The sequence below is a fragment of the Streptomyces sp. NPDC058683 genome, from assembly GCF_042716195.1.
GTDB lineage: Bacteria > Actinomycetota > Actinomycetes > Streptomycetales > Streptomycetaceae > Streptomyces.
In genome coordinates this window covers 43,543-64,259 of sequence record NZ_JBHXSK010000062.1, presented here as the reverse complement: position 1 = coordinate 64,259, position 20,717 = coordinate 43,543, and the positions used below count along the sequence as shown (strand labels likewise).

Below are 20,717 nucleotides of genomic sequence, written 5' to 3'. Positions count from 1 at the left end.
CGGATCCGGGCACCCCGGATCCGCACCGGCCCGCCGCTCTCATGCGTCACAGGTACTCGGCGATGGCCTTCTCGATCATCGTGCGGGGCTTGGCCCCCACCAGCGTCGTCACGACCTCCCCGTCGGAGAACAACAGGAGCGCCGGGATCGAGGAGACACCGTGCCGCTGGGCCGCCCGGGGGCTCTCGTCCAGATTGACCTTGACGATGTCGAGGGCGCCCTCGTGCGCCGCGGCCATCGCGTCAAGGATGGGCCCCATCGCCCGGCACGGGCCGCACCACGGAGCCCAGAAGTCCACGAGCACCGGTCGCCCGGTCCCCTGGACGGCCTCGTCGAAGTCGTCGTCGGTGACCGCGCGGACGACTACCGCCATGAGCGTGCCTTCCTTCCTCCGCCTGCGCGCGGGACTATGCGAGGGCGGCGATCTTCACGGTGATCGGCGTGGTCATCGTGCCGAAGACGAACTCCTTGGGCGTGCCGTGCCCGGCGACGGCGATGTTGATCGCGGCCGGGTCGTTGAACGCCTGGATCGTCTGGGTCCGCTGCTCCTCGGGGGTGAGCCGGAACATCCACTCCCACTCGGGCCGGACCAGGCCGCGCTCCCGGAAGTCGATGAACGGTGCGACGACGTCCCAGATCCGCGGCCGGATGTTGTGCAGCAGGAACCTCTTCACCGCGTCCTTGCTCAGCCCCGCGTCGGCGAACTTCCTCGCCGTCTCCGGGGGCAGCAGGTAGAACAGCCCGTCCTCGTTGCCTTCGAGGCCGGCCAGGGTGCTCGTCATGAAACCGACCTGGGTGAGCGTGGGGGTGCGCGCCGCGATGGACCGGATACGGCGGTCCGCCGGTCCGTGGTTGGAGCCGAGGTCCCACTCCCCCACGGTGTGCACCACGGTCACGGTGCTGTCGTCGGGCCGCAGGCCCTGGCCGACCTGGTACGGCTCCCAGGGACTCTCGTCCTCGTTCTCGCCGAACACCTGGATGTTCTTGCGCACGGTGCCGATGGTGTCCAGGTCCATGCGTCCGGGTATCCAGGCACCCAGATTGCGCAGCGTCAGGGCGACCGCCCGCCCGATGCGGATGTTGACCCGGTTGTTGAGGCCCGGCCCGAGCGGGCTGCGCCCGCTGTTGATGCCGAGCTTCTTCACTAGGGGCCCGTTGACGAGGATCACGGGCGCGAAGGCCCCGGTCGACATCAGGACCGAGAGGTTCATCGGAGGGGGGCACGCGTGGATCGCCTTGAGCGCGGCGATCACGACGGGCAGTTCCTCCGGACGGCACCCGGCCATAGCGGCGTTGACGGCGATCCGCTCCAGGGTTCCGTGGCCGTGCAGCGGCGGGACGGTGAGGATCAGTTCGTCCCGGGGCCGCCCCTGGGCCTCGATGATGGCTTCCACCTTCTTCCGGGTGGGCGGGTGGAGCGGCAGGCCGTCACCGAAGTCCTTCTGGAGGTAGAACTCGTTGAAGGCTTCGACGGCCTCCACCGGGCCCTGGCCGCGGAAGGTGTACGTCTCCTGCCACTCCTCGGCGTCCTCCTGCTCGGCGGTGTCGGCCGGGGCATCGCTGGGCGTCTGGGTGAGGGCCTTGATGATGTCGTCCGCCACCGGCAGCGTCTGTTCGGTCGCCTGTTCCGGCGTGAGCGCGGTGAAGACGCGGGGCACGACCACGTACTGGAGCCCGGGGACGCCGAACACCTTGGCACTGGTGTCCGTGTCGCGCTCGAAGCCCCGGGCCACGATCGTGACCTGGGGGACGCCGGCCTTCTCGGCCTGTGCGCCGTCGTGGATCAGCCAGGACGTGCAGGCGCCGCAGTCCGCCGTGGCGCCGATGAGGGCGTCGCTCTCCTCGATGGCCCGCCGCAGCAGCCCGGGCTCGAAGCGGATGGAGCCGGGGTAGAGACGGATCTTGAGATCCGGATACGTCTCCTTGATCTTCTCCGCGACCGCCTGCAGCGCGATCTCGGCGTTGGGCTTGCTGTTGGACAGCAGGCCCAGCACCTTCCCGTTCAGTGTGTCCAGTCGCGGGGCCAGGGAGGTCTCCGCGGAGTCCAGCTTGTCCGCGGTGGGATTGACCACCTCAAAGGTGGCCTGGTCTACGCCGGCTTCGGTCGTCACGGCCGCTCCTCATGGATTTAGTTATCTGTATCAGTTATACGATTGAACTCATTGGGTTCGTCAATACTCCGGTCGGAGATCGACGGCCGCCGGGACCTCGACGTCAGCAGCCACATCACCGTGACCCCGGTCGCCGCGGCGGCGACCACCAGCCAGCCAGCCGCCCGCGGCCCTGCCGTCCGGGTCAGCTGGGCGGCCAGATAGGGCGTGAGACCACCGCCCGCGACGGCGCGCCGACGTTGTAGGCGAACGCCGCCGACGTGTAGCGCACCCGGGTCGGGAACGCCTGGGTCAACGTGACGTACATAGACGGCGCCGCCGCGTAGCTGAACGCGAGCGCCAGGACGTACAGGGCACCGGCCGCGACGAGCGCCCAGGCGCCACCGGCACGCACACCCCGCATGCCGTACAGCACGGGGAAGACCAGGGCGGCCGAACCGCCGAGGCCCAGCAGCATCGCCGACCGGCGTCCGAAGCGGTCGGTCCACCAGCCGCCCACGAGGAACCCGCCGGCCGCGAGGAACAGGCAGACCGCCGACAGCCAGTACACCTTGATGGCGGGCACGTCGAGGACGGAGAGCAGGTAGACGCTCATGTAGTTGACCAGGACACCGAGCACCATGGTGACGACGAGGTTGAGCACGGCGGAGACCGTGATCATGCGCCAGTGCCCGCGCAGCGCGGTGCGCACGGGCGACCGTTCGACCGCTTCGGCCTCGGCCAGGGAACGGAACTCCGGGGAGTCCTCGACCCGGACCCGGTAGACCACCACGGCGAGCGTCATCGCGGCGGACAGCAGCAGCGGGATGCGCCAGCCCCAGTGCGCCATGTCCCGCGCGCCGAGAACCGTCACCAGCAGACCGACCACCGCCGGGGAGACGGCGACCCCCAGGCTCGACCCCAGGGGGATGAGTGCCTGGAACCGTCCGCGTCTGCGGCCGCCGTCGGACTCCGCCACCAGTGTGGCGGCACCGCCGATTTCGCCGCCCGCGCAGAATCCCTGTGCCATCCGGACGAGGACCAGCAGGACGGGCGCGGCGACTCCGACCGTGCCGTAGGTCGGCAGCAGCCCCATGAGGGTGGTCGCGCCGCCCATGCCGATGACGGTGACGAGCAGCGCGAAGCGGCGCCCGCGCCGGTCACCGAGCCGGCCGAAGAACAGCGCGCCCAGCGGGCGGGCCAGATACCCCACTCCGTAGACGCCCAGGGAGGCGAGGATCCCCGTGCCCGGGTTGTCCGCCGGGAAGAACAGGGGCGCTGTGTACACGACCAGGAAGCCGTAGCAGGTGAAGTCGTAGAACTCGATGAAGGTCCCGAGCATGCTCGCGGTCCCCACCCGTACGGCGTTCGTACGCGGGCGTCTCGAGTCGTGCAGCGCGGACGGGGTCGGCGTGGCTTTCGACATCCTTGTCTCCGCCTGACGGTGTATGGGTGTCTGTGGACTGTCCGGAGCACGCCTGGCAGGGGCGGCCCCCGGGGTTCACGGGTGGACGACGACCTTGAAGGTCCCCGGCGGTCTGGAGGCGGCGACCTCGAAGGCGCCCGCGGCTTCGTCGATGCCGAACCGGTGGGTGATCAGGGTCCGGGCGATCTCCGGCCGGTCGGCCAGCATCCGGGCCGCGCAGGCGAACTCCCTTACGCCCGTGGCGTCCTGGGCGTACCCCATCGAGGGCACGACGCGGGCCTCCTTGAGGAAGGCGGCCATGTGGGGCCAGGTGATGCCGGGCGGGAAGACGCCGACCGTCACCACCGTGCCGAGGGGGCGCACCAGCTCGATCGCACGGTTCAGCCCGCTCTCGCTGCCGCTCGCCTCGATGACGACGTCGTACCGGCCCGACGGCCGGGTCGCCCCGAGGCGTTCGCCCGCCTCGGTCTGGAAGGGGTGCCTGGCCACCAGGGTCACCTCCGCGGCCTGCATCCGCAGGGCGGCGGCAGCGGCCAGCATCCCGATGGTCCCGGCCCCCACCACGGCGACCCGGGTGCCGGGACCGATCCCGCCCCTGCGGCAGGCGTGCCAGGACACGGCGCCCGGCTCGACGAGCGCGGCGTCGTCCAGGGGCAGTCCCGGTGGCAGCGGCACGAGTGCCGACCGCGGGGCCCGGTAGTACTCCGCCATCCCTCCCGGTACGGTCATGCCGACCACGTCCCGGCCTGCCGCACGGCACATGTTGTGCCGGCCGTCCGCGCACCACTCGCAGGTGCCGCACCGGGCTATGGCCTCCACGGCCACGGGTGTGCCGTCCGCGGCGGTGGCGGCGATCTCGTGCCCGATGATCTGTGTGCTGCCCCGCCGCAGGTACCTCAGGTCGGAGCCGCAGATACCCACCGCGGCCACCCGGACCAGCTCTCCCGGCCTGCCGGGCTCGTCGGTCTCGACGACCTCGATGCCCGGCGGTACGCAACGGACCGCCTTCATCGCATCCCGTCCTCAGGCGAAGTCGTAGTCCTCAGGCCGGAACCTCGCCAAGAGCTCGTGGTACTCCTCCAGCCGCCACGGCACGTTGACCTGCTGCCGGCCGAACTCGTTCACGTAGTAGTTGCGGTCCCTGGACCCCTCGTCGTACCAGATGAGGGAGAGCATCGCCTCGTCGAGCCGGCGGTTGTAGTCCTCGAAGACCTCCTTGCGGACGGTCAGGTAGCGGTGGCCCCCCTCGATGAGGGCGACCAGCCCCTCGGCCGTGTAGCGCGCCCAGGTCTCCATCCACACGATCAGCGACCCGGCCCGGTTCTGCGAGTTGGGGCCGTACATGATGAACAGGTTCGGGAAGTCGGGCACCGTGAGGCTGAGGTAGGCACGCGGGCCGCCGCCCGCGGGGTCGCTCCACCGCTCCTCCAGCGTCTCCTCGGCCAGGCCGCGGTAGCGGGTCGGCCACAGGTACTTCTGGGTGGCGAACCCGGTGGCCGTGAAGACGAGGTCGTAGGGGCGCTCCTTGCCGTCGGCCGTGCGGATGCCCGTCGGGGTGAACCGCTCGATCTTCTCCGTGACCAGTTCGACGTTGTCCTCGAGCAGCGAGGAGTACCAGTTGTTGTCGACGATGAGCCGGCGGGCCATGGGGGCGTGGCTCGGGATGAGCTTCTCCCACAGGTCGGGGCGGTCGCCCAGCTTCGACTTCACGTACTTGGTGAGGCTCGCGCGGTAGCCGTCGTTGCCCTCGTTGACGAGGCCGCCCGCGGCCTGCCACTGAGGGTCCGGCTCCTGGAGGACCTGGCCGCCCAGCCGCAGGGTCGCGATCGAGTAGCAGTACCAGTTCCAGTAGTAGGGCATCGTGTCCAGCAGCCAGCGGGTCTCCGGGGAGATGGCCTCGCCGTAGCGCTCGCGCGGGCTGATCCACTGCGGGGTGCGCTGGAAGACGCCCACGCTCCGGGCCCGGCTGCGCACCTGCGACAGCATCTGCACACCGGTCGAGCCGTTGCCGATGATGGCGACGTCACGGCCGTCCAGCCGCTCCTGGCCCGTGCATTCGGCGGTGTGCACGATCTCGCCGCGGAAGTCCTCGATGCCGGGCATGTCGAGGCGCTTGGGCGTGGCGAACAGCCCGCTCGCGCTCACCACGGCGTTGGCGCCGAGCTGTTGCGGCCGGCCGTCGATGACGGCGTCGATCGTCCACCGGCCCGTCGCCGCGTCGAAGGCGGCCTCCTGCACATCGCTGTCGAAGCTGATGTGCTCGAAGACGCCGTACTTCTTGGCCACGTGCTGCAGGTAGTCGCGTACTTCGCCGGCCCGCGCGAAGTACTCGGTCCACGGGTAGTTCTTCTCGAAGAAGAACTGGTAGAGGAAGTTGGTGGTGTCCACCCGCACGTCCGGGTAGGCGTTGATGCTCCAGGTGCCGCCCAGCTCCGGGCACCGCTCGTAGATCGTGTAGGGGATCCCGAGGTGTTCCAGCTGGACGGCCACGGCGATGCCGCCGAAGCCGGCGCCGATGACCGCCACCTGGAAGCCCTCGGGTATGGAGGGCTTGGCTCCCGTCCACCGGGCCAGCCGGGGATGGTCGTCGAAGGCGGCGAGGTCACGGCGGTAGGACCAGTCCCGGTCGGTGATCTCCTCGTTGCGGAACGCCTCGTACATGCGGCGCAGTTCGACGTCGTCCGGCTTCACCTCGGTGAATCCGGCTGTCATGCCGAGGAGGAACTCCGTCGCCTTGGCCCGCAGGGTCTCCACGGCCTCTTCGGCCAGGACGGTCTGCTTGAGCGCACCGCCGTACATGGGGGTGGTCTTGAGCGGTAGTTCGAGCAGGGCTTCGTCTCCGGTGGCTTGGTAGAGAGCGAGCCTCAGCGCGTTCAGGTCGGCGTCGTCCAGCGCGCGGCCGATGAACGCCTTGTCCACGTGCGGTGACGCTCCCGTCGCGAGCCTGCCTTTCCCGGCCATACGGCTCCTTCCCTGCCGGCGTACCCGTGCCTGACGGGCATCCACGCATCAAGGTTATTGAGTTAACTTAATCTACTCATGGATCGAGCTTCAAGACACGGGCGAGCCGAACTCCTGCCCCCTACACGGGAGTTCGGCTCACTCGTCGTGGCGCTCTCAGGCCACCGCAGGCACGGTCGTCCGCTTTTCCAGCGCCTCGCGCTCCTCGGACTTGACCGCTCGCCGCAGCACGACGATCATCGCGATCTTCCAGATGACGAACGCGATGGACGGGATCAGGACCGTGAACACACCGTCCCAGGCGAACGGACCGTCGGTCGCCACGTACACGAAGACCCCGGGGAAGAAGGCGATGGCCAGCACGAAGTTCAGCCAGCCGAACCACCGCGGGAACACCGGCTCGGGCCGTCGGTCGACGAAGGCCGACAGGCCGATCACGGCGACGTTGACGACGAAGATGACGGCGACTCCCACGTAGGTGAGCCAGAACTGGTCGCTGAGGAGTTGCATCAACTCGGGGCTGCGGTGCGGCCGGTAGGCGGCGGTGGCCAGCACCGCGAGCGGGTAGACCCATCCCGTCGGCGCGACGACCGCCGTCGTCACCTGGATCATCGACAAGAGGCCCCAGCCGCCTTCGATGCGGCGCATCTGCAGGCTCGTGATGACCGCGAAGGGGTAGAAGAACGGGGCGAAGACGCCCATCGTGACCACGGCCCACAGGATGCCGGTGCGGTGTTCCGTCAGGAAGTTGGCCACCTCCTGCGGGCTGTCCGAGGGCGAGACGGGCGGTGAGAGATGCCCGAAGACCGAGAACGCGAGCGTGTTGGCTACGACCACCACCACGCCGCACCAGACCGACATGTGGTAGAGCCTGAATTTCAGCTTTTCGTCCATGGGATCTCCCTTGATCCGTCGCGTGGTCGGGCACTGCCTGGGTGTCGAGGACGCGGGTCACCGAGGCGGGGAGGGGACGGCGATCCGGGAGACGGCGATCCGAGGTACGCCGTTGACGCGGAGAGCCGGTGATGCCGCCGGAAGAGGCTCCGCAAGCTGCGGGGGATCCCTCGGATTCCGGGGAAGCGGACGTGCCGGAGCGCGGGGCTCGTCAGCGAGTTAAGGCAAGCGTGCCGGTGAGGTCGTGGTCGCGTCGCATCGCGGCTCTCCCGGGTCTCAGTCCGTCCCGATGGGCGCGATGCCCGGTCGGCTGGATCCAACAGGAGGAGAGTAGGCGGCACCGATCAGCTGTCGGTGCCGAGTCCCGCTGACCGGGACACGTCTTGCGAAGTCCGTGGTCGTCGGGGCGTGGCCCGCACCGTCGCGAGGAGAGTTCCGCGAGGCAGGTGCGGGCGCCTCGGATCAGGCGAAGAGATCCACCACGGGCTTGTTGTGAAGGTCGTCCTTGAGGAGGTAGGTGCCCGCGACCTTCATGTGCGTGCGCCAGTGCCGCTCGGCGCCCTCGGCGTCCCGGGCGTCCAGCAGCACCACGAGCCGCTTGTAGGCCTTGATGGCCCGCTGGAACCGCTCGGGCGACTCCGTCTTGTCGAAGTTCCGCGCGACCCGCATCTCGAGATGGGTCGCCACGATCTCCTGGAGGACCGCTCCCTGGACGGCCATGGTCCTGTTGCCGCAGCGCTCCATGATCAGTTCATGGAACCGGTACGTCAGCCGCGACCACAGCGCCGGGTCGGGCACGGCGTCGTCCTTCGACTCCACGGCCGACTGAAGCTCCGCCACCACCTCACTGAGGTCGGTGAGGTCCTGCTTCGTACGGCGCTTGGCCAGCATGCGTGCACACGCCGGCTCGGCGATCATCCGGGCCTCGTAGACGTCGTCGACGGTGGTCCCCTGCATCTGCAGGAGCAGTCCGACGTGCCGGGCCGCCACGGAGAAGTCCGGGGCCATGACCTGAGCGCCGCCCCGGCTGCCGCGGCGGACGCTGATGAGCATCTCGGCTTCGAGGATGCGGAAGGCCTCGCGCAGGGTGGGCCGCGAGACGCCGAACTGCTCCATGAGCTGGATCTCGGGCGGCAGCGTCTCGCCGGGCGTCAGCTCACCCTGGACGATACGACGGCGCAGTTGCGCGGCGATCAGCTCCGCCGTCTTGGGCGCGCGGACCGTCTGACCGACTGGCCCCAATGTGGCACTCATGACAATGAGTGTACTTGCTCGGAGAACCTCATTACCGGGAACGGGGCAAGGTCGTGCGGTCACATCCCGCTCCCGCGGCCCGTCCACTGAGCGGGATGGCCTTCCATCCTTGACATCGGAATCAGTTTACTGATTTACCCGATCACTGTTAGGGTCGAGCTGCGTGAAGGGCATGACGATGTCGATGGATGCGCGATGAGCCTCAGTCTCGGTGAGGAACAGGAGGAACTGCGCCTGCTGGTGCGCACGTTCCTCGAAGACAAGGCCACAGCCAACAGCTCGCCGCCGTCCGGCACCGGCCCGCAGGAGTACGACGGGAACCTCTGGCGCCGGCTGTCCGGTCAGCTCGGCCTCACCGGTCTCGCCGTGCCCGAGCGGTTCGGCGGTGCCGGACTCGGCCTCCCCGAACTCGGCGTCGTACTGGAGGAGATGGGCCGCGCCCTGTGCCCTAGTCCCTTCTTCGCGACTGTCGTACTGGCCGGTCAGACGCTGGCGCACTGCGGTGACGAGGCGGCCATGGACCGGTGGCTGCCGGGCATCGCCTCGGGAGCGCTCACCGCGACGCTCGCGACGGCCGAACCGGACGGTTCGTGGGAGACGGACCCGCCCGCCACCGTGGCCGAGCGGGGGCGGGACGGCTGGGTGCTCTCCGGCACGAAGACGTACGTCGTCGACGGGCACACCGCCGACCTGCTGCTCGTGACCGCCCGGTGCCCCGAAGGCGTCGGCCTCTTCGGTGTCCCGGCCACCGCGTCCGGTCTCACCCGCACGGTGCTGGACGCCCTGGATCCGACCCGGCCGCTGGCGCGGATCCGCCTCGACGCCACCCCCGTGACCAGGATCGGGACCGGCGACGCTGCCGGGTCGCTCGCGGCCGTGCGGGACCTCGTGCGGGCGGCGCTCGCCGCGGAGCAGGTCGGCGGAGCCGCCGCCTGCCTCGACATGGCGGTCGGACATGCCAGGACGCGGGAACAGTTCGGGCGGCCCATCGGCTCCTTCCAGGCGATCAAGCACAAGTGCGCACAACTGCTGGTCGAGGTGGAGTGCGCCCGGTCGGCGGCCAGGTTCGCCGGGTCGGTCGTGGGCACGCCCGGCACCGAGGCGGCGATCGCGGCCGCCGTGGCCCGCTCCTACTGCTCGGAGGCGTTCACCCACGCGGCGAAGGAGAACATCCAGATCCACGGGGGGATCGGCTTCACCTGGGAGCACCGCGCGCATCTGTATCTGCGCCGGGCCAAGTCGTCGGAGCTGCTGTTCGGCACGCCCCGCGAGGAACGGGCCCGGCTGGCCCGGCTCACCATGGCAGAAGGAGCCCGCCCGTGACGACCGCTTCGGCCCTCCCCCGCAACCCGGAGTCGCTCGACGTCTTCCGTTCCCGGCTGCGGGACTTCCTCACCGGCCACGGGCCCGGGCGGCGGCCACGGGATCCCGAGGAGCGCTTCGCCTGGACGCGCGCCTGGCAGGCCACCCTCTTCGACCACGGCTTCGCCGGGCCGAGCTGGCCCGAGGAGTACGGCGGGATGGACCTGCCGTTCGCCCATCAGGTGGTGTACCAGGAGGAACTGGCGCGCGCCCGGGTGCCCGGCCCGGTCGGGACGGGCCTGGGCATCGCCGCTCCGACGATCATCAAGTACGGCACCGACGAGCAGCGCCGGCGCTGGCTGCCGTCCATGCTGCGCGGGGACACCGTGTGGGCGCAGGGCTACTCCGAGCCGGAGGCCGGTTCCGACCTGCCGGGCCTGCGCACCACCGCACGCCGCGAGGGCGACACCTACGTGGTGAACGGGCAGAAGGTGTGGACCAGCCACGCCGCCAGGGCGGACGTCTTCTTCACCCTCGTACGGACGGGGACGCGTGAGTCGCGGCAGCGTGGGATCACCTACCTCGTCGTCGACGCCCACGCTCCGGGCGTGGACGTCCGTCCGCTGCGCGACCTGACCGGAGGGCACCTGTTCGCGGAGGTGTTCTTCGACGACGTCCGCGTACCGGTCGCCGACCGTGTCGGGGAGGAGAACGGGGGCTGGCCGCTGGTCCGCACGAGTCTGGGGCACGAGCGCGCCGCCGGCGCCATGAACCAGGCCGCGACCTACCGGCGCGTCCTCGGCGAACTCCGGCAGCTCCTCGCGGAACGCGGCGCGCTGGACGACGCGGACGTGCGGGACCGGATGGCCGACTTCGAGATCCGCGCACGGATCATGCACTACAACGGGCAGCGCACGATCTCCGACATCCTCACCCACGGGGAGCCGGGCCCCGTCTCCTCGGTATCGCGTCTGCACATCTCCCAGTTCGAGCAGGACATCCACGAGTTCGCCGTCGACATGCTCGGCCCGGCCGGCCTGCTGGGGCCCGGGTCCGAGGAGGCGGTGCAGCGCGGCAGGTGGCTCCACGGCTTCCTGCGCACGCGGGCCTCCACGATCGGGGCGGGCACCGCCGAGATCCAGCGGAACACCCTCGCCGAACAGGTCCTCGGGCTCCCCCGCGATCCCGGCATGCCCTCGGTCTGACAGGAGACACGATGAGGCTGGAGACACGATGAGGCTCGACACCAGCGCCGAACTCGACGCCTTCCGGGCCGAGGTGCGCTCGTTCATCCGTACCCACGCCCCCGGCAGGAAGACCCACACGGGGGTGCGGGTGCCCGCCCCCGCACTCGTCCCCGAACTGCGCCGCTGGATCGCCCGGCTCCACGACGCCGGCTATCTCGGCCGGTCGTGGCCGACGGAGTACGGCGGTCTTGCCGATCCACGCCCCGAGCCCGCCTTCGTCGTCGCCGAGGAACTGGCACGGGCGCGGGCCTGGGGACAGATCGGAGCCGGCGCCCTGGCCGCGGGCGCCCTGCTGGCCCACGGGACGGAGCAGCAGAAGCACCACTTCCTGCCCCGGCTGCGGTCCGGCCAGGACCTGTGGTGCCAGCTCTTCAGCGAACCGGAGGCCGGCAGCGACCTGGCGGCGCTGCGGACCCGGGCCCGCCGGGACGGCGACCACTTCGTGGTCGACGGCCAGAAGGTGTGGACGACCAACGCCCAGTACGCCGACGTCGGATACCTGCTCGCGCGCACCGATCCCGGGGCGCCGAAGACCCGGGGCATCACCGCGTTCGCGCTCGACATGCGCGCCCCGGGAGTGGAGATCCGGCCGCTCAGGGAGATCACCGGCACCGCCGACTTCAACGAGGTGTTCCTGGACGGGGTGCGCATCCCGGCCGACCGGGTGATCGGTGAGGTCGACGGCGGATGGCGGGTCGCCGGTGCGAGCCTGGCCCAGGAGCGGGGTTCGGTGGCCGCGCGGAGTGCCGAACTGCTCGACGACCTCAGCGGTCTGCTGGCGCTGGCGGCCCGGCCCGGCCCGGAGGGGCCGCCGCCGCTGGGTGACGCGGCCGTGCGCGATCGGCTCGGCCGGCTGGCGACGCGGGTGTACGTCGCCGACCTGATGAGCAAGGCCGTGCAGTCCCGGATGGCGGCGGGAACCGACGAACCGACCGATCCCGCGATGGTCAAGGTCTTCTTCGGCGACACCAACCTCGACGCCGTCTCGCTCGGGGTCCAACTCCAGGGACTGGACGGCCTGCTGGCCGAGGGCGACGACCGTGCCGTGGACGGAGGTTACTGGCAGGACGCCCTCCTCTACGCCCGGGCATACACCATCGCCGGCGGCGCCAACGAGGTACTGCGCACGACCATCGCCGAGCGGGCCCTGGGACTCCCCCGGGAGCCGCGCTCCTGACGTGGACCAACCGGGACGGTCACGTCGTACGAACGCGAGTCACAGCGAAGAGAGGCGGAAACCGTGCTGAGCGTTGCCGAGTTCGACACCTTGGCCGAGCAGGTCAGCAACTGGAAGCGCTGGGGCGCCGACGACGAGCGCGGGACGCTCAACTTCATCACGCCCGAAGTGGTGCGGAAGGCGACGGCCTCGGTGGTGACGGGCGAGAGCTTCTCGCTCTCCATGTCGCTGTCGCTGGACGGTCCGCAGAACGGCACCGGAGTCCCGGGGCGGATCAATCCGGTCCGGACGATGCTCGCGATCAACACGTTGATGGGCGACTCCCCCGACTCGGTCGCCTACAGCGACGACATCGTGGTGACCCCCACGCAGGCGGCGACACACTGGGACGCGCTGTCGCACTGCAGTCACCGCGGTGCCATGTACAACGGCATCCCGGCGGACGCGATCGACGCCTCCGGCGCCACGCGGCTGGGCATCGAGGCGGCCGGCACCGTCGTGTCGCGCGGCATCCTCCTGGACGTGGCCCGGCACCAGGGCGTCGACGTCCTTCCGGGCCGGTTCCCGGTGACGCGCGCCGTCCTGGAGGCCGTCGAGGAGGCCCAGGGAACACCGGTGGAGGAGGGCGACATCGTCCTGGTCCGGACCGGGCAGGTGAGGCACTTCCTGGCGGCGGACGTCCCGAGCTATCGCCGGCCGGTGCCCGCGCTCGACCACGACGCCCCCCTCTTCTTCCACGAGCGCCGTGCGGCGGCGGCCGCGATCGACAACATGCCGATGGAACTGCTGCCGTCGAACGTCGAGGACGTCATGCTGCCCGTGCACGTCCTGTGCCTGGTGATGATGGGCATGATCCAGGGACAGAACTGGGTGCTGGAGGAACTCGCCTCCGCCTGTGCCCGGGACGGCCGCTACACCTTCCTGCTGAACGCGACGCCCGAGCGTTTCCTGCGCAGTACGGGCGGTCTGGTGAACCCGGTGGCCATCCGCTGAGTAGGTCGTACGGCTGGATGATCTGGTGGTGGGGGTGGAGCGGCCGAAGGCGGCGGTGCACTGCTCGGACCGTTGCCGGGTGGGGGCCTGTCGTCAGCGGCGGGCGCAAGGTCCGGACCGACCGCGGCTTTGCTTCGACGTTCTGCCCCAGCGCTCCGAGGCCCGTCTGAACCGGGCGCTCATCACGGTGATGACCCGACGCCTCACCCGTGAAAGCTGCCGGCCGCATCATGAAGGGGCCGTTGACTCCGACGCACCCCGCACAGCCATGACAAGTCCACTTGCCCATGCCAGTCGGACGGAGCGGAAGTCGTGACGTTCTTCCAGTTCGGCCAGCAAAAGTGTCACGGAGGCCGCGTGGGCCTCTGGCCAACCTGGCTGCGGAAGCAGGTCGTCGATCAGGTAGACCCCTCCAGGGGCTACGAGTTCCAAGGCCCGTTCAAGATGGGTGAATTTGCCAGGCCATGTATCCGCGAACACCAAGTCGAAGAGCTCCCCGTCGTAGTCCTCGAGCCATTTGCCGGCGTCTCCAGCCACGAAGGTCACCCTCGGGTCGGTCCCCAACTGCTCGCGGGCAACCGCCTGTACAGCGGCGTCGAGTTCTACCGTGACCAGGCGAGAGGCTCCGTCCATCCCGCTCAGGAGCCAAGCGGTGCCTTCGCCCACGCCGGTGCCGAGTTCGAGAATGCGGCTACCCGGCCGGGCAGCCGCAAGTACGGCCAGCAAGCTGCCGGTTCGCTCTTCGCACGACCTGGTGAAGCCCGCCTCGCGCGCCGCAACGCGCAACGCGGGCAGAGCGGTTGGGAAGGCGCTTGGTGTGTCGTCCATCCAGGGATGATGCAAGCGCCATGCTTCCCCAGCAACAGCGGTTGCCGCCTCCGCAATCAGACCGTCGAGGAAGGCAGGCTCCAATATCCTGCCGCGACCGCACCAGGACCTGCGCCGAGCGCTGACCGTGCTCGCGCACTTCAGCTACGGATCACCGACATCAACAACCGGTGAGTTCCGCCGTCTGCGGCCACAACAAGTCCGCGGCCTGCCGGTCCGATCGGACCTCCGTCGATCCCGGTGACCACGCACCCAGCGGCCCGGCACAGAGCGATGCCGGCAGCGAAGTGCACGCTCCCGGACAAGTCATCGCCGTCGGTGATGTATGCGGCGCGCTTGCCGGCAGCGACCCAGGCCAGGGCGAGCGTCGTGGAGACAACCCGGGGCCGGAACTGCTCCACGAATCTCGGGTGCGCCAGCAGGTCCACTGCCCGGAACATCGGCGCGCCGGGGAAAGGCGGGTCCAGGTTGACATCAACCAGTCGGGTGGCGGACGTGGGCGCCAACTGGACATCGGCACCGCCATCCCGCACCCAGGCGGTCTCACCGTCGGTGAAGAAGACCTCGCCACTGAACGGATCGGCCACCGCCGCCGCACCGCCGCGCAGCGCCACGTTGACGGCCACCAGCATATTGCCGACGGCGTAGTTCAATGTGCCGCACAGGGGATCCACCAACCACTGTCGTGCGGCCTCCGCAACACCCTGCTGCCCGCCCTCCTCGCCGAGCACAGCATCCCCGGGCCGGGCGGCACGGATGACGCCGAGGATCGACTTCTCGGCCTCCACATCGGCGGCGGTTGCAAAGTCCCCGGCGCCCTTGTCGATGCGGGTGAGACGCTGACCGTACATGGTGCGCACTACATCCGCGCCGGCACGCACCGCCGCTATCGCGACACCAGCGTCATCAAGGTCCGCACACGAATCGACCATGCCGCGCAGGATAGCGGCACCGGGGTCTTCGCCTGCCAGACCAAGCCCGGACCCTTATCGACCACCGCGGTGCCCCTCCGCAACCGCGCCCCAAGATCTGTGCCAGAGCCACAAACGGCTCTGGCAGCGACCACCGGGGGGCGTTACGGTCCGTGATGTCGCCGTTCGATTCGGGATGGCCGCAGAGCTGCCGACCGGGATTCAGTCCGTACTCGGGATGCCCGGTGCGGCTGTGCGATCGGCTCGGTGCGGACGTGGCAGTCGGGCCCGGCGCTCGCCGCCGTGCCCACACCTCGGGCTGCCTTGGCTCAGCCCAGCGCGTCCATCAGGGCGGTGACGTAGGCATCAAGTCTCGCCTCCACGGCCCGTGTCGTCAGCTCCGCCCGCCCCGCCTCCTGCCACGGCCGCGCCACCCACTGCGCACCCGCTGCGAACGCCAGAGCGTCCAGCAGCCGCCAGTACAACCGCTCGCCCGCAGCCGCGGCCAGCACCCCGCCGGCCTTCTCGTACGCCTCAGCGAACCGCATACCCCACGCCGGGCCGTGCAGCAGCGCGAGATTGGTGGAGCAGTGCGCCACATCGAGGTCCGCCGGGCCCCAGGAGGTCTGTACCCAGTCGACGACCCCAGTGATCCGGGGACCTGCCGGGCCTGGGGGCGGCACCTCGAACAGCACGTTGCCGGGGTGGAAGTCCCGGTGCAGGAACCGCCCCTCATAGGGTGGCGGAGGCTTGCGGATCACGCCGGTCGCCGCGGCCCATGCCACCGCGTCGGCGCCGTCCGGCGGGACGACTGCGTCGGCGGTCGTCCACGCCTCGTACTCCCGGGGCCGTTCGGCGGGTTGCAGTGCGTGGATCGCCACGAGTTGACGGGCCAGCAGGGGAACGCGCGCCTCCAGTCCCTCATCGTCGAGGACCGTCCGGCCCTGCAGATGTGTCATCAGAAGTGACGGATACTCGCAGTGCGCGGCGGCCGGATCAACCGCGACCGGTCCGGGAGTCGGCACGCCGGTCCCCGCGAGCAGGGAGAGCACGCCGGCCTCTCGGTTCAGCAGGTCCTCGGCGTGCTCCTCGAAGAACGGGTCGACGAAGGTCCGCAGTACCAAGTCGCGGGTGCCGCCGTCCCGCGTACTGATGGTCAGCCGCCGCATTTCGGCGGTGATGCCGCCGTGCAGTGCCTCGGTCTTGACGATCCGTTCGCCGGGCTCCAGATGCCGGCTCACCCAGGCCAAAGTCAACGGTCGGACGGCCCCCGCCTCATCGTTGCTGATCACCGTGCCACCCCATCATCCCGACGGCGGCTCGCGCAAAAGCTTTCGTTGGAGGGGATGCCAACCACCCTGGCGACCTTGGGCTCAAGCGGAGGGCGTGACCGGGGGCCGCAGGCCGAGCCATTGCTCGGCGTCCCAGGCCTGGAACCGCTCCACCTCGAGGAAACCCAGCTTTGCCGCGAGGCGCATCGAACCGACGTTGGCGGTCTGGGTGGCGAGCACCACGGGCTCGCCGGGAAGGACGCCGTCGAACCACTCGAGTGCCGCCGCGCACGCCTCGGCGGCGTACCCGAATCCCCACGCCCGCGGCAGGAACATGTAGCCGAGATCGGCCTTCCCCGCGGCAGCCGGGCGACGGTGCTCCGTGGCTCTCCTGAGCAGGATCTGGCCGATCATCGTCCCGTCGAGATCAACGACGAAACTCCCGGGCCACCGCTCGGGTACCCCGGGCATCTCGCGCTCGAGTTCGTCACGCGAGCGGGGGCCACCGAGGTAGGTGTGCACCTCTGGCGACGCCAACAGCTCGATGAACGCCGCACGGTCCCGGGCCTCGGGCTCACGGAGCACGAGCCTCTCGGTCCTGACCGGCTCAGGTGGCCAGGCGACGGGCTCCAGGTCTGACATGCGCGCAGACTAACAACCCGAGAGGCGCCGGCAATCAGCTTGTCCTTTGACTTCCGCCCGCGGGCCGAATAGCCAGGTCAGCAGCGCGAGAATACTCCGGCCCCACTGCGGAGTCCGCTACCCGGCAGCCACGACCTGGCCTGCCGTGACCTGAGGAGGGTTGGGAAGCAGCGACGCGAGGTTGTCCCGTACGAAGTCCGCCGCCCTCTTGACCGACTCGTCGGCCCCGGCCTGGTCTTCATAGACGCTGGTAGAGACCATCACTCCATCCCCGGCGTCGATCCAGTAGTAGGCCACGAAGCCGGGGACCTGGCGGAGGAGGGGGACGAATCCCTCGTCCACTCGGCGTCCCGCCTCGGCAGGATCCGTCACCCCTTCGTACCGCCGAACCACTGCGTACATAGCTGATCTCCTCGCGTGAACCAAGGCCGCCTTGCTCGAAACTGCATACCTCTCAGCGCGTGTCTCCCGTTCGTGGCACGCTCGGAAGACGCTCGGACAGACGCATGGGTCGTCCGAAATGGGCACCTGCTGCCGGCGGGCCACAGTGGGCACCTGCTGCCGGCGGGCCACAGGCGGACGCGCGCACGATCGTCCGAAAGCGCGATGACCTGCGACGACGGGCCGTGGCACAGTGCACGCATGTCCAACGACATCGCCTATCCCGTCTTCCGTACCCCCGACCTCGCACTCGCCCTCAGCACCGCGCGCCGTCTCATGGAGTTCGGTCGCTGCGAGTACTCCAAGGTCTCCGTGTACGCAGAGATTCGTTCCATCGCCGAGGTGCGGCGTGTGGCGAAGGAACTGCCCGAGGGGTGGTTCCGAGGGCAGGCGGATTACCTGGACTTCGACGGGGTGCCGTTGGAGGAGCAGCCCGCGCTGGTCGCCGGCGTGCAGGGGCCGGGTCTGCCGGCCGACCCGGCCGCGTACGAAGGGCGGCTGCCGGTGGAGTGCGAGCTGTACGACCAGCCGGTCGGCAGCATCGAGGACGCGTTCACGGCGGCGATCGGCACGAACGTGGGTTGGATCAACTGGGAGATGCTGCGCTGGCCGGACGCGCCCGAGGTGGGTTTTCACGCCGAGTCCAAGCACGCTGAGGTGACGCTCCTCTTCAATACCCGCACCCGCGAGCTCGACGAGTCCGCCGATGACCACACCGTCCTCGTCCATGTCCGCAGCGCCGGCGTCGACGGCCGCCAGATGAGGGAGCCGTACGCGCACTGGCTCGTCGAGCAGGTGGGACTCACGGTCGTAGGGCCCGGGCAGCAGCTCTGAAGCAGGCCGGCCGCTCCGACCAGTGGCGCCTGGCCGCCCGCCGCGCCGGCGGTGACCGAGGCGGTCGACGATCACGAGGGTGTTCTGCCGTTCCGACGATCACGGCGGCTGAGCGAGAACCAGGGTCCGCAGGAGAGCGAAGGACGCTCGCCCGTATGACCGGCGATAGTCCGTGGTCGAGGGTGCGGGTCATCCGGTGGATGAGGTCGTGGCCTCGGCGTTCGCGGGCGATGGCGCTGAACTCGTGGGCGGGATCAGGTGCGGTGGCGAAGTCGGGGCAGGCTTCCAGGATGCGTTCGAGCTGGTCGCGCCAGCTGTCGGTCAGGGTGTCGGGGCTGCGAATGATGCAGGTGGTGATTCGGCGGGGGCTGGGGATCGGCCGTGCTGGTTCGGGGTCGGCGGTGCCGGCTCGGAGGGTCGCGATGTACTCGGTGACGACGACGCGGCTTCCGCGGTAGCCGCGTTCGCGAATGTCGCGGAAGGGGCCTGCGGCGTTGATCGTGCGGCCGCGGAAGCGTTGTTGCAGGTACGACTTGAAGCGGTTGATGTGGCCGTTGAGCCCGCGCTCTCGTGCGGAGGCGAGGATCTGGTCGAGGTCGGTCGTCAGGTAGGGGCGCACCGTCTTGCGGTCCCGACCCAGGCCGTCGGCAATCGCGCTGATCGTCCAGCCGCGTTCGCGCAGCTGGTGGATGTCGGCGTGCCACTGCCGGACGCGGGCCAGGAGCTGGCCGTCTGATGGGGCTGCGCCGCGGGCAACGCCGACGTGCTCCGGGTCTGCGCCGCGAGGAGGTGGCGGAGCTTTGCATCATCCGCCCGCGCTTGTTGGGGGGTGGCATAGCCCGCGGGCTCCATGTGCGGCACGGCCTGGCCCGCAGCCCTTTCGTGGGGATTGACTTCCAGGCTAAGGCTGATAGCTTTTAGCTAACGCAGTTAGCCATCGGACTGGCAGAGTCAATGGAGGTAGTCGTGACCGAGTTCCTGAACGTCAACGGTGGGACGATCGCGTACGAGGTGAGCGGCGCAGCCGGGCCGCTGGTGGTGGTTGCCCACGGCATGGGCGACAGCCGCGAGGCCTACCGGTTCTTCACTCCCGCCCTGGTGGAAGCCGGGTACCGAGTCGTCGCGGTGGACCTGCGCGGTCACGGTGAGTCCAGCGTCGGGTGGGCGTCCTACACCCGCACGGACCTCGCGGGTGACCTGATCGCCCTGGTGAAGCACCTCGGCGAACCCGCGGTGCTCGTCGGCCACTCCATCGCCGGCGGTGCGGTCACGATCGCCGCGGCCAAGGCCCCGGAGCTCATCACCGCACTGGTCGAGCTCGCGCCCTTCACCCGCAAGCAGCAGGTCCGGCTCGGTGACCTGCGGGTGGCCGGCTACCGCCGCGGCGCGACCCATCTCATGGGCACCACCATCCTCGGCAGCACCCGGCAGTGGGCCAAGTACCTGGACGTCGCCTACCCCGGCTCCAAGCCCGCGGACTGGGACACGCGCATGGGGCAGATCACCGCGATGCTGGAGGAGCCCGGCCGGATGAAGGTCCTGCAGGCGATGGGCAAGATCTCCCCCGTCGACGCCGGTGAGCAGCTGGGCAACGTCACCTGCCCGGTGCTCATCGTGCAGGGCACCCTCGACCCCGACTGGGCCTCACCGCAGGCCGAGGGCGAGGCGATCGTCGCCGACCTGCCGACCGGTCTGGGCCGGCTGGAGATGATCGAGGGGGCCGGTCACTACCCGCACGTCCAATTTCCTCAGCAGACCCTCACCGCGGTCCTGACCTTCCTGGCCGGCGTCGATGCCTAGGGCAGGCCTGGACGCGGCCACGATCGTCGTCGCCGCCGCCGAACTCGCGGACGAGATCGGCTTCACCGAGCTGACCATGGGCCGGCTGGCCGAGCGGGTCGGGGTGCGCGCCCCGTCGCTCTACAAGCACATCGCCAGCCAGGACGACCTCCACCGGCGCATCGCGGCGCTCGCCTTCGACGAGGCCGCCGACGCGATCGGCACGGCCATCCAGGGCCGCGCCGGGCGCGACGCCCTGGCGGCCGCGGCCGGCGCGCTCCGCGACTTCGTACTCGCCCACCCCGGTCGCTACGCGGCGACCCTCGGCCTCACGCCGACCGGCCCCGACGACCCGATCACGCTCGCCGCCAGACGAGGGATCGGACCCTTCGAAGCGGTACTGCGGGGATACGACATCGCCCCGCAGCAGATGACCCACGCGCTGCGGGCGGTGCGCAGTGTCTTCCACGGCTTCGCCAGCCTGCAGGCATCCGGCGGATTCCAGTGGTCCACCGACGTCGGCGAGAGCTTCGAGTACCTCATCGACCTCGTCGACCGTGGCCTTCGCGCCGCGGCGAGCACAGACTCCGCCGCGATCACGGACTCCACCGACGTCGCAGACCCCGCCGATCATCACCGGTAGACCACGCGCTCGCCGGACCGCCAA

21 protein-coding genes are annotated in these 20,717 nt (G+C 69.9%); 9 read left to right on the top strand and 12 right to left on the bottom strand.

The annotated features are described in order from the left end of the window. Positions 1 to 46 precede the first annotated feature (46 nt). Together trxA and ACFWXC_RS45140 are read right to left on the bottom strand one after the other, a co-directional pair. Positions 47 to 373: a thioredoxin gene (gene trxA, locus ACFWXC_RS45145; RefSeq protein ID WP_384488709.1), complete on the bottom strand. Its 327-nt coding sequence runs from the start codon at positions 371 to 373 to the stop codon at positions 47 to 49. Between the two features lie 34 nt (positions 374 to 407). After that, the gene (locus ACFWXC_RS45140) at positions 408 to 2,111 is read right to left on the bottom strand and encodes a hypothetical protein (RefSeq protein ID WP_384488707.1); all 1,704 of its coding nucleotides are present in this window, start codon (positions 2,109 to 2,111) and stop codon (positions 408 to 410) included. A gap of 51 nt (positions 2,112 to 2,162) precedes the next feature. Between ACFWXC_RS45140 and ACFWXC_RS45135 the strand changes: the two genes are divergently transcribed. After that, positions 2,163 to 2,315, top strand: coding sequence for a hypothetical protein (locus ACFWXC_RS45135; RefSeq protein WP_384488705.1), 153 nt, complete (start codon positions 2,163 to 2,165; stop codon positions 2,313 to 2,315). Here ACFWXC_RS45135 and ACFWXC_RS45130 read toward each other — a convergent pair. From ACFWXC_RS45130 to ACFWXC_RS45110, 5 genes are all read right to left on the bottom strand, one after another. Then, positions 2,296 to 3,516 (bottom strand): MFS transporter, encoded by a 1,221-nt coding sequence (locus tag ACFWXC_RS45130; protein ID WP_384488703.1) that lies wholly within the window; start codon positions 3,514 to 3,516, stop codon positions 2,296 to 2,298. The genes ACFWXC_RS45135 and ACFWXC_RS45130 overlap by 20 nt on opposite strands. A gap of 75 nt (positions 3,517 to 3,591) precedes the next feature. Continuing rightward, positions 3,592 to 4,527, bottom strand: a complete 936-nt coding sequence (locus ACFWXC_RS45125; protein ID WP_384488701.1) for a zinc-binding dehydrogenase — start codon at positions 4,525 to 4,527, stop codon at positions 3,592 to 3,594. Positions 4,528 to 4,539: 12 nt separating this feature from the next. Next, positions 4,540 to 6,477 carry a flavin-containing monooxygenase gene (locus tag ACFWXC_RS45120; RefSeq protein ID WP_384488699.1) on the bottom strand — a complete coding sequence of 646 codons (1,938 nt, stop codon included), beginning with the start codon at positions 6,475 to 6,477 and terminating at the stop codon, positions 4,540 to 4,542. A 156-nt stretch (positions 6,478 to 6,633) separates the two neighbouring features. Further along, positions 6,634 to 7,371 (bottom strand): hypothetical protein, encoded by a 738-nt coding sequence (locus tag ACFWXC_RS45115; protein ID WP_384488698.1) that lies wholly within the window; start codon positions 7,369 to 7,371, stop codon positions 6,634 to 6,636. Between the two features lie 462 nt (positions 7,372 to 7,833). Further along, positions 7,834 to 8,625, bottom strand: coding sequence for a FadR/GntR family transcriptional regulator (locus tag ACFWXC_RS45110; protein ID WP_384488696.1), 792 nt, complete (start codon positions 8,623 to 8,625; stop codon positions 7,834 to 7,836). Positions 8,626 to 8,820: 195 nt separating this feature from the next. Between ACFWXC_RS45110 and ACFWXC_RS45105 the strand changes: the two genes are divergently transcribed. From ACFWXC_RS45105 to ACFWXC_RS45090, 4 genes are all read left to right on the top strand, one after another. Then, the gene (locus ACFWXC_RS45105; RefSeq protein ID WP_384488694.1) at positions 8,821 to 9,948 is read left to right on the top strand and encodes an acyl-CoA dehydrogenase family protein; all 1,128 of its coding nucleotides are present in this window, start codon (positions 8,821 to 8,823) and stop codon (positions 9,946 to 9,948) included. Continuing rightward, positions 9,945 to 11,132 carry an acyl-CoA dehydrogenase family protein gene (locus tag ACFWXC_RS45100; RefSeq protein WP_384488692.1) on the top strand — a complete coding sequence of 396 codons (1,188 nt, stop codon included), beginning with the start codon at positions 9,945 to 9,947 and terminating at the stop codon, positions 11,130 to 11,132. Before ACFWXC_RS45105 ends, ACFWXC_RS45100 begins: the two co-directional genes overlap by 4 nt. A 28-nt stretch (positions 11,133 to 11,160) precedes the next feature. Continuing rightward, on the top strand, positions 11,161 to 12,351 hold the full coding sequence (locus ACFWXC_RS45095) for an acyl-CoA dehydrogenase family protein (protein WP_384488690.1): 1,191 nt from the start codon (positions 11,161 to 11,163) through the stop codon (positions 12,349 to 12,351). Positions 12,352 to 12,414: 63 nt separating this feature from the next. Next, positions 12,415 to 13,344, top strand: coding sequence for a cyclase family protein (locus ACFWXC_RS45090; RefSeq protein ID WP_384488688.1), 930 nt, complete (start codon positions 12,415 to 12,417; stop codon positions 13,342 to 13,344). A gap of 228 nt (positions 13,345 to 13,572) precedes the next feature. Here the strand turns inward: ACFWXC_RS45090 and ACFWXC_RS45085 are convergent, their stop codons facing one another. From ACFWXC_RS45085 to ACFWXC_RS45065, 5 genes are all read right to left on the bottom strand, one after another. After that, positions 13,573 to 14,172, bottom strand: a complete 600-nt coding sequence (locus ACFWXC_RS45085; RefSeq protein ID WP_384488686.1) for an O-methyltransferase — start codon at positions 14,170 to 14,172, stop codon at positions 13,573 to 13,575. A gap of 140 nt (positions 14,173 to 14,312) precedes the next feature. Then, positions 14,313 to 15,104: an inositol monophosphatase family protein gene (locus tag ACFWXC_RS45080; RefSeq protein WP_384488684.1), complete on the bottom strand. Its 792-nt coding sequence runs from the start codon at positions 15,102 to 15,104 to the stop codon at positions 14,313 to 14,315. Positions 15,105 to 15,412: 308 nt separating this feature from the next. Continuing rightward, positions 15,413 to 16,324, bottom strand: coding sequence for a phosphotransferase family protein (locus ACFWXC_RS45075; protein WP_384488682.1), 912 nt, complete (start codon positions 16,322 to 16,324; stop codon positions 15,413 to 15,415). 132 nt (positions 16,325 to 16,456) lie between these two features. Continuing rightward, complete coding sequence (locus ACFWXC_RS45070; RefSeq protein ID WP_384488680.1) at positions 16,457 to 16,996, bottom strand: GNAT family N-acetyltransferase; 540 nt, start codon at positions 16,994 to 16,996, stop codon at positions 16,457 to 16,459. Positions 16,997 to 17,113: 117 nt separating this feature from the next. After that, positions 17,114 to 17,398, bottom strand: coding sequence for a hypothetical protein (locus ACFWXC_RS45065; protein ID WP_384488678.1), 285 nt, complete (start codon positions 17,396 to 17,398; stop codon positions 17,114 to 17,116). Between the two features lie 240 nt (positions 17,399 to 17,638). On the opposite strand from ACFWXC_RS45065, the gene ACFWXC_RS45060 reads away from it, so the two are divergent. The 4 genes from ACFWXC_RS45060 to ACFWXC_RS45045 all read left to right on the top strand — a co-directional run bounded on the left by ACFWXC_RS45060 (position 17,639) and on the right by ACFWXC_RS45045 (position 20,693). Next, entirely contained in the window at positions 17,639 to 18,271 is a 633-nt protein-coding gene (locus tag ACFWXC_RS45060; RefSeq protein WP_384488676.1) for a hypothetical protein, read from the top strand. 196 nt (positions 18,272 to 18,467) lie between these two features. After that, positions 18,468 to 19,007, top strand: coding sequence for a hypothetical protein (locus ACFWXC_RS45055; protein WP_384488674.1), 540 nt, complete (start codon positions 18,468 to 18,470; stop codon positions 19,005 to 19,007). 230 nt (positions 19,008 to 19,237) lie between these two features. After that, complete coding sequence (locus ACFWXC_RS45050) at positions 19,238 to 20,071, top strand: alpha/beta fold hydrolase (protein ID WP_384488672.1); 834 nt, start codon at positions 19,238 to 19,240, stop codon at positions 20,069 to 20,071. After that, positions 20,064 to 20,693 carry a TetR/AcrR family transcriptional regulator gene (locus ACFWXC_RS45045; RefSeq protein WP_384488670.1) on the top strand — a complete coding sequence of 210 codons (630 nt, stop codon included), beginning with the start codon at positions 20,064 to 20,066 and terminating at the stop codon, positions 20,691 to 20,693. The genes ACFWXC_RS45050 and ACFWXC_RS45045 overlap by 8 nt, the downstream gene beginning before the upstream one ends. The last annotated feature ends 24 nt before the right edge of the window (positions 20,694 to 20,717 follow it).

Excerpts from the sequence above, each read along its gene's own strand:
- ACFWXC_RS45065 (WP_384488678.1), bottom strand. The coding sequence starts at position 17,398 with ATGTACGCAGTGGTTCGGCGGTACGAAGGGGTGACGGATCCTGCCGAG.
- ACFWXC_RS45130 (WP_384488703.1), bottom strand. The coding sequence starts at position 3,516 with ATGTCGAAAGCCACGCCGACCCCGTCCGCGCTGCACGACTCGAGACGC.
- ACFWXC_RS45120 (WP_384488699.1), bottom strand. The coding sequence starts at position 6,477 with ATGGCCGGGAAAGGCAGGCTCGCGACGGGAGCGTCACCGCACGTGGAC.
- trxA (WP_384488709.1), bottom strand. The coding sequence starts at position 373 with ATGGCGGTAGTCGTCCGCGCGGTCACCGACGACGACTTCGACGAGGCC.
- ACFWXC_RS45105 (WP_384488694.1), top strand. The coding sequence starts at position 8,821 with ATGAGCCTCAGTCTCGGTGAGGAACAGGAGGAACTGCGCCTGCTGGTG.
- ACFWXC_RS45115 (WP_384488698.1), bottom strand. The coding sequence starts at position 7,371 with ATGGACGAAAAGCTGAAATTCAGGCTCTACCACATGTCGGTCTGGTGC.
- ACFWXC_RS45095 (WP_384488690.1), top strand. The coding sequence starts at position 11,161 with ATGAGGCTCGACACCAGCGCCGAACTCGACGCCTTCCGGGCCGAGGTG.
- ACFWXC_RS45085 (WP_384488686.1), bottom strand. The coding sequence starts at position 14,172 with ATGGACGACACACCAAGCGCCTTCCCAACCGCTCTGCCCGCGTTGCGC.
- ACFWXC_RS45070 (WP_384488680.1), bottom strand. The coding sequence starts at position 16,996 with ATGTCAGACCTGGAGCCCGTCGCCTGGCCACCTGAGCCGGTCAGGACC.
- ACFWXC_RS45125 (WP_384488701.1), bottom strand. The coding sequence starts at position 4,527 with ATGAAGGCGGTCCGTTGCGTACCGCCGGGCATCGAGGTCGTCGAGACC.
- ACFWXC_RS45060 (WP_384488676.1), top strand. The coding sequence starts at position 17,639 with ATGTCCAACGACATCGCCTATCCCGTCTTCCGTACCCCCGACCTCGCA.
- ACFWXC_RS45110 (WP_384488696.1), bottom strand. The coding sequence starts at position 8,625 with ATGAGTGCCACATTGGGGCCAGTCGGTCAGACGGTCCGCGCGCCCAAG.
- ACFWXC_RS45045 (WP_384488670.1), top strand. The coding sequence starts at position 20,064 with ATGCCTAGGGCAGGCCTGGACGCGGCCACGATCGTCGTCGCCGCCGCC.
- ACFWXC_RS45080 (WP_384488684.1), bottom strand. The coding sequence starts at position 15,104 with ATGGTCGATTCGTGTGCGGACCTTGATGACGCTGGTGTCGCGATAGCG.